General features: G+C 54.1%; 9 protein-coding genes. 3 read left to right on the top strand and 6 right to left on the bottom strand.

Features of this window, described 5'->3' with window-relative positions; all coding sequences use genetic code 11:
- The first annotated feature begins 246 nt into the window (after positions 1-246).
- A complete protein-coding gene (gene aceE, locus FF011L_RS02030; protein WP_145349802.1) occupies positions 247-2,937 on the top strand; it encodes a pyruvate dehydrogenase (acetyl-transferring), homodimeric type in 2,691 nt (896 codons plus the stop codon).
- Between the two features lie 245 nt (positions 2,938-3,182).
- Here the strand turns inward: aceE and FF011L_RS02025 are convergent, their stop codons facing one another.
- Positions 3,183-5,510 (bottom strand): hypothetical protein, encoded by a 2,328-nt coding sequence (locus FF011L_RS02025; RefSeq protein WP_145349800.1) that lies wholly within the window; start codon positions 5,508-5,510, stop codon positions 3,183-3,185.
- Between the two features lie 490 nt (positions 5,511-6,000).
- Positions 6,001-6,744 (bottom strand): ZIP family metal transporter, encoded by a 744-nt coding sequence (locus tag FF011L_RS02020; protein ID WP_145349798.1) that lies wholly within the window; start codon positions 6,742-6,744, stop codon positions 6,001-6,003.
- 31 nt (positions 6,745-6,775) lie between these two features.
- On the opposite strand from FF011L_RS02020, the gene FF011L_RS02015 reads away from it, so the two are divergent.
- Positions 6,776-6,976 carry a hypothetical protein gene (locus FF011L_RS02015; protein WP_145349796.1) on the top strand — a complete coding sequence of 67 codons (201 nt, stop codon included), beginning with the start codon at positions 6,776-6,778 and terminating at the stop codon, positions 6,974-6,976.
- A 156-nt stretch (positions 6,977-7,132) separates the two neighbouring features.
- Here the strand turns inward: FF011L_RS02015 and FF011L_RS02010 are convergent, their stop codons facing one another.
- From FF011L_RS02010 to FF011L_RS02000, 3 genes are all read right to left on the bottom strand, one after another.
- A complete protein-coding gene (locus FF011L_RS02010) occupies positions 7,133-7,831 on the bottom strand; it encodes a pirin family protein (protein WP_145349795.1) in 699 nt (232 codons plus the stop codon).
- Between the two features lie 112 nt (positions 7,832-7,943).
- Positions 7,944-8,570 carry an FMN-dependent NADH-azoreductase gene (locus tag FF011L_RS02005; protein WP_145349793.1) on the bottom strand — a complete coding sequence of 209 codons (627 nt, stop codon included), beginning with the start codon at positions 8,568-8,570 and terminating at the stop codon, positions 7,944-7,946.
- A gap of 115 nt (positions 8,571-8,685) precedes the next feature.
- Positions 8,686-9,150 (bottom strand): MarR family winged helix-turn-helix transcriptional regulator, encoded by a 465-nt coding sequence (locus FF011L_RS02000; RefSeq protein WP_145349791.1) that lies wholly within the window; start codon positions 9,148-9,150, stop codon positions 8,686-8,688.
- Positions 9,151-9,581: 431 nt separating this feature from the next.
- On the opposite strand from FF011L_RS02000, the gene FF011L_RS01995 reads away from it, so the two are divergent.
- Positions 9,582-10,982: a N,N-dimethylformamidase beta subunit family domain-containing protein gene (locus tag FF011L_RS01995; RefSeq protein WP_218932956.1), complete on the top strand. Its 1,401-nt coding sequence runs from the start codon at positions 9,582-9,584 to the stop codon at positions 10,980-10,982.
- 129 nt (positions 10,983-11,111) lie between these two features.
- Here FF011L_RS01995 and FF011L_RS01990 read toward each other — a convergent pair whose 3' ends face one another.
- Positions 11,112-12,017 carry a glycerophosphodiester phosphodiesterase gene (locus tag FF011L_RS01990; protein WP_218932955.1) on the bottom strand — a complete coding sequence of 302 codons (906 nt, stop codon included), beginning with the start codon at positions 12,015-12,017 and terminating at the stop codon, positions 11,112-11,114.
- Positions 12,018-12,342 lie beyond the last annotated feature (325 nt).

Raw genomic sequence — 12,342 nt, 5'->3', positions numbered from 1 at the left:
CGATGTGATTTCTTTTGCGGCCGCTCCACGACAGAAAGCGAAAGAAAGACTGAAACTAAAGGGGAGCGCGCGCGATGCCCGGGGATCAAAGAGAGAACTCGATCACGGGAAAATATTGGCAAGAAAATGGGGGCAAGAAAATGAATAGACGCAATGCAAAGGACGAGCCAGCAAACCTATTGGATCGGCTGGTAGTCAACCGGCGACGAATACAAACGGCATTGAATTTGCTTTGGCTTCGGTTTCATGAACAAGCCATCCAATCCAACCGACCCTTTACAGCCATCCGTCAACGACGAACTATCCGATTGGTTCGACAGTTTCCGTGACGTGGTGGACCGATATGGCGCGACCGAATCGGCGCAGTTGCTCGATGCATTACGTGCACACGCTGAAAGCCTTGGCGTACCGACCGCACCGCCTCTTCTGACGCCCTACGTCAACACGATTCCTCCGGCGCAGCAGCAAGAGTATCCCGGCGATAGCGAAATCGAAGCCCGATTGCGGCATCTCATTCGATGGAATGCGATGGCGATGGTAGTGCGCGCGAATAAGCACAATCCGGGAATCGGAGGGCACATTGCCACGTACGCTTCGGCCGCGACGCTTTTTGAAGTTGGTTTTCACCATTTCTTTCACGCTCGAAACGAAGACCACCCCGGCGACTTTGTTTACTTCCAAGGGCACGCCTCACCCGGAGTCTACGCGCGTGCGTTCTTGGAGGGCCGTATCAGCGAACAGCAGCTAGAGCGATTCCGCCGCGAAACGCCCCGGGAAACGGGCTTACCATCGTATCCACACCCGTGGCTGATGCCAGATTTCTGGCAATTCCCCACCGTATCGATGGGACTGGCGCCGTTGATGGCTGTCTATCAAGCCAGATTCCTGCGATACCTGCAAGCTCGCGGAATCGTTGACACTTCAAAGTCGCACGTATGGGCGTTGCTGGGCGACGGCGAGATGGACGAACCCGAGTCGACCGGCGGATTGCTGCTGGCTGCCCGTGAAAAACTAGACAACTTGACCTTTGTTATCAATTGCAACCTTCAACGACTTGACGGTCCGGTCCGCGGCAATGGCAAAGTGATCCAAGACCTTGAAGGAATTTTCCGCGGTGCCGGCTGGAACGTCGTGAAAGTGATCTGGGGAAGTGAATGGGATGAACTGTTGGCTGCCGATAAATCGGGACAACTGATCCAGCGAATGAATGAAACCATCGATGGTGAATACCAAATGTACGCCCATGAACCGGGGAGCTACATGCGTGAACACTTCTTCGGCAAATCACCTGTGTTGCAGAAGCTTGTCGAACATCTTTCCGACGATCAGATTCAACGACTCAGTCGCGGTGGTCACGATCCGCGCAAAGTGTTTGCCGCTTACGACGCCGCCGTGAAATTCCGGGGAGCACCGACAGTGGTATTGGCCAACACCATCAAAGGCTACGGCATGGGGTCCGCTGGCGAAGCATACAACACGACGCATGCGAAAAAGAGCATGACAGCCGATCAACTATTGGCATTCCGCACGCGATTCAACGTCCCGATCAGTGACGAAGAGGTCGCCGACAGCCCATTCTACAAGCCCACGGAAACGAGTCGCGAGCTTAAGTATCTGCACAACCAACGGCGTGCCCTGGGTGGCTACCTGCCCGCGCGAGCGAAACAGTCACCGACGCTTTCTATTCCGTCTCTGGAATCCTTTGCCAAACTGCTTGAAGGTTCCGGTGACCGTTCAGCGGCAACTACCATGACCTACGGAAGGATGCTGGAACGACTGATGGAAAATGATGCGATTGGCGATCGAATCGTGCCGATCGTACCCGACGAGGCGCGCACGTTCGGATTGGAAGGTGTCTTTTCGCGATACGGCCTCTATTCGCCCAAGGGGCAACTCTACAAGAGCGTGGATGCGGGCACTCTGACACAATACACTCAAGCGGTCGACGGGCAGTTCTTGGACGAAGGTATCACGGAGGCGGGTTCAATTGCATCGTTCATCGCCGCTGGCACAGCGTATTGCAATCTACAAACGCCAATGATTCCGTTTTATGCGTTCTATTCGATGTTCGGTTTTCAACGCATTGGGGACTTCCTGTGGGCTGCCGCCGACGCACAAGCTAAAGGTTTTTTGCTCGGCTGCACTGCGGGACGAACGACGTTGATGGGTGAAGGACTGCAGCACTGTGATGGTCACAGCCCACTGGTTGCTTCCACCATTCCCACTCTGCAAATCTATGACCCTGCCTTTGCATACGAAGTCGTCGTCATCATTCAGGAAGGAATGCGGCGAATGTACGAGCAAAACGAAAACGTTTTTTACTATTTGACGCTCTACAACGAAAGCTATGCGATGCCGCCGATGCCCGATGGGGCGCGTGACGGAATCTTACGAGGCATGTACGAAGTTCGCCGCAACGATGCAAACGGCGACCACCCCTCGGCAAGGCCTCAACTGTTTGGCAGCGGAACGATTCTTAACGAAGCACTCCGCGCCCAGCAGTTACTCGCAGAACACTTTCATATCCCCAGCGATGTGTGGAGCATCACCAGCTACAACCTGTTGCGGCGTGACGCGATGGCGAACGACCGCGAAAGTCGACTGCAACCGTCGGAGATGCCTACCCCCAGTTTCCTGCAGCAAGAACTTGCCGGCCGCCCAGGCCCCTTCATTGCCGCAACCGACTACATGGCCATGGTACCCGACCAAATTGCACCATGGATTCCAGGACGGTATGTCACGCTGGGGACCGACGGGTTCGGTCGTAGCGATACCAGAGAGGCGTTGCGAGAGCATTTTGAAATCAATGCGAACCACATTGCCTATGCCGCACTGACAGCGATGGCCGCCGACGAAACATTCGACCCAAGCCGGTTGCCGGACGCGAGAAAGATGCTTGGCATCGATGCCAACAAACTTGCCCCCGTTGGGATTTAATCCAAGGAGGCAGGAACCACGATGACATTACAGAATCAATCAAGCATCACGCGTCAAGAATCAGATTAAGCGTACAACACCTGGCAGTGGTGCACGCTGCGGCTCATTCAGCAACTGCTCGCGATCGAACATGGTCCCTCATTGGCAATGGACGTTCCAACGAGAGCTAACTGGCTTAATGCAGTCTTGACTTACGGGGCCCATCGGTGGACCTAAGTGGCAGAAAGGAAGCCGTATTGCGAACGTTAGTTTTCAACTTCCACGAAAATCCCCTCCCCGGGAGCGAGCATGAAAGAAAAGAATCCGTCGGCGTCCGGGGTTTCGACTTCACGCTGCCCGCGGGGCCAGGCGATGACTTTCGATCCTTTTAAGTTCACCTTGACCTGGGCTGTCTGGACGGCTTCCAGTTCACTCATATTGACAATCGTCAGCGCGGTCCCCATCGCGTCGTTCTTTTCTTTCTTTTCAAAACAACCGATCAGTAGCGGAGCGTCACATCGGATTTGCTCGACCGTCGGGAAGTTCTCCACAGGCGAACTGAATTTCAAGTAGGGCGTATCGTCGGTGCAGTTATGATTCATCGCACCGATATTTTGATACTGCACAAAAGCGTCCGAAATATTGCGGATTTCTTTGAACACGGTTGCCGCATCGTACCAGGCGTTGGTCCGTTTTCCGTCGAAGGTGATCAGCGACGGAAATTCTGAATTGTGACCTGCATAAGTCCAACACAGCAAACCCTTACAACCAAACGACAGCATGCAGTAGGACTGCCAACGGAACTCGGATTCCGTCGGGATTCGTTTACTCGGAACCCAGGCGTATGTCTGGATGCAGCACCAGAAATCCTTGCCATGCTCCCGAGCAGACGCGGCAATGACATTGATCGATTCGCAGTAGTCTTTGTAGGTCGTCCGTCGACCACCGCTCCAGTTCAGCGGATAGATGTCCGTGCAGATATACGGAGCATCAAATTTTTCGCAGAACGCGTCACAGTATTTTCGGAACAGAGCGGGATCGGGATCGTAATACTCGATCGCAGCAGCGGAAGCTCCATACTTCAGTTGCGCCGCGTTGGCGTACATGGGCAACAGATTGATGTAGGGTAACTTGCCACCGGTTTCCTTGTAGTAGGCATTGCTGGTCTCCGCCAGACTGTCGTACTGGTCCGTGCCCGGTTCGTCGGTCACATAGGTTCCGGCGAAACTCGGATGGTCGAAGTACTCGGCGGTTGCGACGGCGGGGTTACGGTACGCGCCGTCGCCAAGAATCAGTTCGACGCCGTACTTGTCGCAATCCCGCAGCAGCTTATTCCTGTGTTCGGAACCGGCGATTGCGCCGTTGGCGATCATCCAGTCGAACCCGCCAGAGCGGTATGTCTCGACGAAATCTTGCCCGATGGCCTCCGACCGCGGACTTACCCACGCTCCGGTTCGAATTCGGTCGCGGGTCAGATATTCGTTGGTATAAGGCGAATCGATGTGGGTCCCAAAGGCGGTTTGGATCGCTACCTGAAGCACGACCGCCGCATCGGCACGGGTCGTTGGCTTGCTTTGGATTTCTGTATCGATGCCGTACTCCGCCAGCGAATCGACGGCACGGTTCCAGTCGGCATCCGCCAAAGGATCGCGGGGACGGAAAGTCTGGTTGCCTGCTTCACCAAGCAAACCCCGCGCGACAACAAATCGAATCGCAGTCTGGGTTGCAGTCGGAAGGTTGGAAATATCTCGCAAGGAAACGTCCACGTTCCCCAGACGGTATTCTCCTGGTTGCTTAGCGACGAAGTGTGTGAATCCCCGTCGATTGGTCTGGCTTGCCGGGATCACGATCGCGTCGCTCTTCCCATCTTGCGGCTTGAACCAAACAACGGTCGTTTCAGACGGGTTTTCGACCAACGTCGACTGGAGCATGAAGTCCGCCCGATCGTATCCGTCAAAAAGGGTGCCGCCGGGAACCCGTACCTGTTGCAGCGGTGCGATGAATTGAGTTGGTTCGGCATAGTCAGGCGCGTCGACAGCCGCATCGAGAAAACTCTGGGCCTGCTCTGCGGACGGGAAGAAACCGAACCGTGAAACCTGATACCGTGATTCGGTATCGCTAGGGTTGCTCGGGTCGAACCGAAACGAAGTAATGGTCCCTGTCCAATTTTCAGGATTCAGCAAACGCATGTCGACAATTACGTTTCGCCAGCTATTGTCCCCGACGATCGCAAAGGAGGAGTAGCTCTTATCTGAAAGAACGCTCAACGAATCTGTCGTAAAGAACAGACCTGCCTTCGTGATCGTCGTGTCGTACTTATATCGAACGGCAAAGAACGGACGTTGGTCAGCAGGAAACGCATCGGCGTCGGCCATCGATACGGTCAGCGTAAGGTCGCTACCAGTCGGAATCAATTTCGTCAGCCCGACCTCATGGAACAAGTTGCCATGCCCGAGCGATAGCAGCTTTGCGTCCGGTCCGTTGTTAAAAACCCAGACAGGCTCGCGTGCTGTCAAGTTGCTGGACAACAGGACGCAGGTCAACAAAACGCTGACAGGCAGTGAGCTGGACAGGTAGGCGAAAAACGGTTTCATGGGGGGGGCGGTGGCAGGAGGGAATGTCTGAGAGGAACGTCATCGAGGTACCCTCAATTGTAGCATTGGAAGGACCGTCTATCCGAGCCACCACTGCTGCGGCTTTGAGTGTGGCCGTCCTGCGCATCGAGGCCGACGGCGCATCACGAGCGTTATCATTAGCGTAACTTAGCGCCATTCGCGGGCAAAATACCGTGAGCGATTCTACCCGCTAATAACGCCAATTTCGCGAATGGATGCGTCAGAATGCCCTAGCCAGAAACGAACAATGACTACCCCGCAGCCTTGCGGACATGCGGAAAGGGGTCAGGAGCCGTTTCCAGTACAGGAGACTCATTTGAGTCGGCCACGCTTGGTAATTACGTAGTCAGAAACAACCGGAGCAGCAGAAGCACGCCAAGCCCAACTGAAAATGCCAAGGGACATGCGGAAAGGGGTCAGGAGCCGTTTCCAGTACAGGAGACTCATTTGAGTCGGCCACGCTTGGTAATTACGTAGTCAGAAACAACCGGAGCAGCAGAAGCACGCCAAGCCCAACTGAAAATGCCAAGAAATGTTCGGCGTTTGTGGAAACCTTGCTCGTCTTTTTGATTTCCGGGATCAAATCGGCGGCACCGATATAAAGAAAATTGCCTGCGGCGAACGGAACGAGGTAGGAAACGTCAATTGTTCCGCTCGCAAAATAGGCGATCACGCCGCCGAGCAGAAACGTGGATGCCGAAAAAAAGTTATACGTCAGAGCCCCTGATTTAGACCAACCACCATGCAGCAAGACGCCAAAATCACCCAGTTCTTGCGGAATCTCGTGTGCCGCGGCGGCTAGCCAAGCAGTTATGCCAAGACGCACATCCACCAGAAAGCTGGCACCGACAAACAGTCCACCCACAAAGTTATGAAGTCCATCGCCTAACAAGATCAGGTAGGTCAACGGCTGACGATCTGCTGCATCGGGAGAATGAGAATGATGCCAATTCAGAAACTGCTCCACAGCTAGAAACAGGATGAACCCCGCCGCGATCCAAACGTAAACGGAAGTGGTGTTTCCGATTTCGTCGATCGCATTAGGAATCATGTGAAAAAGTGCACCACCGATCAACGCACCCGCTGCAAATGCAACGAGCGGCAACATGACTCGCTCCAACGTGCTCTTTTTCAAGATGAGTGTCAGTCCACCCACCAACGAGAGTACGCTCATCGCGACCCCTGAGACGATGATCCACCCGAGAGTTGTCATTTCAAGCTATCCAATAGTTCTCTGAGTATCAGTGAGCAAAATTCCTATCAACGTCGATTGTAGCCTCGATTCGATCGGCCAAAGGATCCGCCGCCGTTTCGATCTTGCGGTTGCCCAGACTCAGTTGCCCTGGACCGTTGGCGATCAGGAACAGCATGCGGCCAACGAGCATCCACTGCAGAAACGAAATGCCCTCTGCGGCCGTAAAGCCTGCCACACCATTGAATTTTAGAATCTTGTTGCCGACGGCGCTCATCAGAACGTCCGTCGCCGATCATGACACGTCCGGCAATAGATGAAATGGCTTGTGTTGTATCCATCCTTTGATGTGGCTCCATAAAATGGATCGGTACGGCGAGGAAGCGGTGGAAGCGACAAATCGTCTGCTTTACGCTAAATCGAAAAGCATCAATTCGGCTTGGCCATCGGTTTGCAGCAATAGCGCACGCTCATCGCTAACCGCAGCGGCGTCACTCGTCTCAAGCGTTTGCCCGTTGACGCGCACCGAGCCGCGCAGGACCTGCAGCCAAACATGCCTTTCGGCTGGGATTTCGAATCTCACCTCATGGTCCGCCGTCAAGTCCGCCAGATAGATTCTCGCGTCCTGGTGGACCCGCAACGATCCATCCGAACCGTCGTGCGAAGCGACCAACTGCAAACGATTCCTCCGTCCAGCCGGTTCAAAGCGTCTTTGCTGGTAGCCTGGGTCGATGCCGGTACGTTCGGGTCGCAACCAGATTTGATAGAAATGCGTCGGTTTGTCCGCGGACGGATTGAATTCGCTGTGCGTGATGCCTGTGCCAGCGGTGATGCACTGGAATTCACCGGGACGAAGGACTTCACCATTGCCCATTGAATCTTGGTGCTCCAATTCCCCATCCAGCACGTAGGATACGATCTCCATGTCCTGGTGGGCGTGAGTGCCAAATCCTTGGCCGGCCGCGACACGATCTTCATTCATGACCCGCAATGACCGGAACCCCATGTGCTGAGGATCGCGATAGCCGGCAAACGAAAAGGTGTGGTAAGAATTCAGCCAGCCATGGTCTGCATGGCCTCGTTCACTGGAGCGTCGAATGGTAAGCATTGTTCTATGCCTGCAGTTGATTTACACAAAAACAAAATGACTTCAAAAAAGCAATCGCCATCAAACGATTGCTTCCGTATTCATCGAAATTCAATCTAGAATCCGATCCATCCTAGAACCCGGAGGCAATTTCCTCAGCTCGCTCGATCGCTGCGGCTTCCGTCTTAGCAACGTCGTCAGCAGCCGCCAGCGTGGGCTCGACCATGATCGAATGCACGTCGGTGAAGCCTATGAAGCCCAGCAGCAAATCCATATAGCCTTTCTGCAAGTCCATCCCCTTGGCCTCATCGCTTCCATAGGCGCCGCCACGAGCGTAAACGACGGCAACCGGTTTGCCGGTGACCAAGCCGCTGTAGCCGGTCGCAGGATCGAAGCTAAAGGTTTGGCCGGGCTGGGTGAGCACGTCGATGTAGTGCTTAAGTTTGTATGGAATCCCAAAGTTCCACATTGGCAGGCTGATGACGTACTTGTCCGCCGACTTGAATTCATCGCAGATTTCAACGACCGATTTCCAAGCGGCCTCTTGATCGGGATCGAAGCCATGACCGTGCAGCACTTGGTACTTAGCATCGATCGTGTAGCCATCGAATTCGGGCAGTTTCCGCTGCCAAAGATCGAGCGTAACGACCTCATCGCCGGGATGTACCGCCTGGTACTTTTCGAGGAACGCTTTTGCCACCGTGATGGATTTCGAGCGTTGTTTACGAGGTGAAGATTCAATGTAGAGCAGCTTAGACATAAATCAGTTTCCTAAAACGATGGCTCGGTGACCTAACACCAAAAGAATTAGTTCCTTGAACGAAAACAGCGAGAACACACAAGTACCTTACATGTAAAGCATTCCTGCAAAAAAACTAAACAGTGACTCCGGTTCGCACAGCCTCCAAAATACCGACAAGCGTCTTCATATCCGATTTGGATACTCCGCGAAGCAACGAAGCGTGCAGATCAAGGATCGGCTGATCCAGCTTTTCCAGCGTACGCTTCCCCAACGAATTGATTTCAACGAGAAACACTCGGCGGTCCTTAGACGACTGCGTCTTCCTAATCATCTTCGCCCCTAACAACTGGTCCACAACACGAGTGATCGCCGGGGCGACTTGGACCATTCGGTCGGCAACCTCTAGGCAAGGAATCGGCTTGCCTTCACCGCGTAGTATCCGGAGGACGTTGTACTGAGACATCGTCAACCGATGTTCACGCAGCAAACGGGCGATCCGATTCTCCAGCAAATCGCTGGTACGCAAGACCGCAAGCGTCGCTTCCTGCTCGAGCGAATCGAACGGTCCACGTTTCTTCAGTTCGTCTGCAAGCGCCATAATTGCCGCACAAATAAATACCAAGTGACTCCACTGCAATTACTTTACATGTAATGCATCAACAAGTCAAGCGACACCCTCAACCATTTCACATCGGGCATGCACAAAATAGACCATTCCCGCCTGTCAGCAGGAATCGCGTCTTCAGAGGACGTGAAATTTACAAGTGACATAGTGGACGAAAGGCAACACTTGCAGATTGCTCTTCGGGCTGCAGGGCGTGCGGCCCTTGCCGTCTACTTTCTTGCCGGACGGCTCGCGCCGTTCCGCTAAGAATTTTGGAAAGCATGCTGGACCGATAAATACGTCACCAAGAAATTTCACGTCTCCAGAAGAGGAGGGACCAAGAGCCGCTTAGAGAGGCTGAAGTCGTTAGATTATAATGCGACCGAACTTTCATCCGTCTTTCATGTTGAACTAGGAATTGAGTGATGCGAAGAAAACTTTCGCTACTCTTGTTGATTGCGCTGATTTCGCTGGACCGACCCTCGGTAGCCGACCAGACCCAGCCGGCCTCACCATTTGTGATGGGGTACGCGAATCGACTCAGTTGCGAACCGGGCGAGGAGATTTCCTTTCATCTTTCGGCCAGCGGCCCGTCGGTTGACCTCACGATCCAACGTCTTGGCAAGGAGAGTGTTGAGGTCTTCAAAAAGACGGATATCGCCTGTGCTACTCATCCCATTCCCGATCGTGCCTCGTCGCACGGCTGCGACTGGCCCAGCGCCTTTTCAATAACGATTCCCAAGGACTGGGAAACAGGTTACTACGAGACGAAAATGCATGTAAAGGACGGCGACAAGTCCGCCAGCGGCTCGCTCTTCTTTGTCGTTCGCAGCGCTGAACCTGGCAAAAACACAAAGATTCTTTTGCAACTGTCGACCAATACGTACAACGCTTATACCAACTGGGGCGGGCACAGCTTGTATTCGTACCATGATCGTGATGGAGTTCAGGGGCATCGTGTCTCATTCAATCGTCCCGTCTCGTCACAGTTTGCGAAATGGGAACTGCCGTTCGTGAAGTGGGCGGAGCAGAACGGATACCAAATCGACTATGCAGTCAACAGCGACCTGGAGTTTCATCCCGAGATCCTTCAGCAATACAAACTCGTGCTAAGCGTTGGTCACGACGAATACTGGTCATCGCCGATGCGCGATCATTTGGAACAATACATTCGCGATGGTGGCAACGTTGCATTCTTCAGCGGCAACACCTGCTGCTGGCAAGTCCGCAGCGAGGACGATGGGCGTGCGTTGACTTGCCACAAGCAGGGCTACAACACCGACCCGATTTACCGACAGGGCGATCACGGATTGTTAAGCACGGCATGGAGCCATCATTTGGTTGAGCGGCCCGAAAACGAACTCACCGGCGTTGGATTCCTTTGGGGCGGCTACCATCGCAGCCATGGCCAATTCATGGATGGGCCCGCTTCCTTCGAGGTCCATCGCCCCGATCATTGGCTGTTTGAAAACTCGCAGCTCAAACGCGGCGACCGATTCGGCGGGAAAGATACGATCGTTGGCTACGAGTGCGACGGATGTGAAATGGAATGGAAGGACGGACTGCCGTTCCCAACGCACCGTGACGGTACGCCGAAAACGTTTACGATCCTGGGCTCGTGCCCGGCCCGCTGGGCCCCCGGCGACAGCTTGTGGTACGACCGCTTTCCCAAGGACCGCGTCGGAGCAGCCGTGCTGGGCGTATACACAAACGGGGGCACGGTCGTCACGGCAGGAACCACCGACTGGGCACACGGGCTATCAGGAAACGACCCGGCCGTGATTCAAATCACCCGCAACGTGCTCGATCGTTTGGGGTCGAAGTAAGTCGATTTGCAAAAACGGGGTCAGGAGCCGTTATGGAACTTGACCCGTGTGGCATTTGTGGCAAGAAAATGGGGGCAAGAAAATGTGTGGGATCCGGAGAGAACGCAGAGGGCGGGTGCGCATCGCGTTTTAGATTCCTTTGGCTTTCTTCTTTAGCTGAGCGAGTGTTTTGACCAGTTGTGCTGGATCATCACAGAGGAGGGATTCGGGGCGGTATTTTAGTAGTGGCAAAACCTTTTCGGATGTGGCCGTGGTTGCGTCGAAATGAATTTTGGCGCCGCCGTCACGAATCTTCTTTAGTAGCGCGGGATCATTCTCTAGCCAGGCAATCTGCGGGCGCAGGAAATCTACTTTTGCTGCTAAAAACGAATCGAGCTGTCCTTTCTTTCGCAGGAAGATCAGCGTGCTTACTTCGGGCAGCCGTTGCTTTATCTGCTTTGCTTGCTCGACGCTTCGCACCGCGACGACCATTCGTGTCGGTTCGCCGTGGGCTTTCACGGAGGCTGCGATTCGATCGGCATACGCTGCACCTTCTTCCTTTAAATCCAATTGAACTTCAATTCGTCCTCGGCAGACCTGCAGTATTTGATCCAGCGACGGGACTTGTTCCGCAGCGTACTCGGCTCCGAACCAACTGCCAGCATCAAGCTTCTCCAATTCAGCCCAGCTCAGATCGTTGACTCGTCCAGTGCCATTGGTCGTACGGTTGACCTTGCTATCGTGCATCAACAGCAGCTTGCCATCGCGCGATGTACGGATGTCGATTTCGACCGCGGTGGCTCCAGCTTCGATAGCTCGCTCGATGGCCGCGATCGTGTTTTCAGGACGATCCAACATCGCTCCACGATGTGCGGCGATCCGTTGCACTCCCTGAGCCGCAGCCGCCAGCTCCACTGAATTACCAACATCGGATGGCAAATCGGCAGCAGACAGACATGCATCGATTCTTCCACCCGCGGTGCCGACAATCCCCGCGAATAACAATACGCAACCGACGATGCGACGCGGATAGCTATCGCGTCGCGCAGGTCTCATCACCGTGGAAGACGGAATCCGATGTGATTGCGTTGTTTTGAGCATAAGTCGATTCTCAAGTAGCAGGGCCATATTTAGCCAAGAAAGCTGTTGTGCCGATGCCCCGAATGTCACACAAGCATAATCCAAGGAGCAAGGTACCGTTTAGGTTGAAAAAGAAAGGATTCCAGCAGTCAGAAAATGAGTTTGAAGGACTGTAGCTGCGGCAAGGCACATGACAAGAACCGGACAACTTCCTTCGATCGATGCAAGTCGGCGATCGGCTGTGTATTGGTAAGCCTTCGGATTCACCAAACCGCCCTGAACAAACCATCACCAAAGCCTT

Source organism: Roseimaritima multifibrata (assembly GCF_007741495.1).
Classification (GTDB): Bacteria; Planctomycetota; Planctomycetia; order Pirellulales; family Pirellulaceae; genus Roseimaritima; species Roseimaritima multifibrata.
Note: the sequence above shows the minus strand (reverse complement) of the source record. Positions and strands in the feature narration are given on the sequence as shown.

Excerpts from the sequence above, each read along its gene's own strand:
- aceE (WP_145349802.1), top strand. The coding sequence starts at position 247 with ATGAACAAGCCATCCAATCCAACCGACCCTTTACAGCCATCCGTCAAC.
- FF011L_RS02025 (WP_145349800.1), bottom strand. The coding sequence starts at position 5,510 with ATGAAACCGTTTTTCGCCTACCTGTCCAGCTCACTGCCTGTCAGCGTT.
- FF011L_RS02020 (WP_145349798.1), bottom strand. The coding sequence starts at position 6,744 with ATGACAACTCTCGGGTGGATCATCGTCTCAGGGGTCGCGATGAGCGTA.
- FF011L_RS02010 (WP_145349795.1), bottom strand. The coding sequence starts at position 7,831 with ATGCTTACCATTCGACGCTCCAGTGAACGAGGCCATGCAGACCATGGC.
- FF011L_RS02005 (WP_145349793.1), bottom strand. The coding sequence starts at position 8,570 with ATGTCTAAGCTGCTCTACATTGAATCTTCACCTCGTAAACAACGCTCG.
- FF011L_RS02000 (WP_145349791.1), bottom strand. The coding sequence starts at position 9,150 with ATGGCGCTTGCAGACGAACTGAAGAAACGTGGACCGTTCGATTCGCTC.
- FF011L_RS01995 (WP_218932956.1), top strand. The coding sequence starts at position 9,582 with ATGCGAAGAAAACTTTCGCTACTCTTGTTGATTGCGCTGATTTCGCTG.
- FF011L_RS01990 (WP_218932955.1), bottom strand. The coding sequence starts at position 12,017 with ATGAGACCTGCGCGACGCGATAGCTATCCGCGTCGCATCGTCGGTTGC.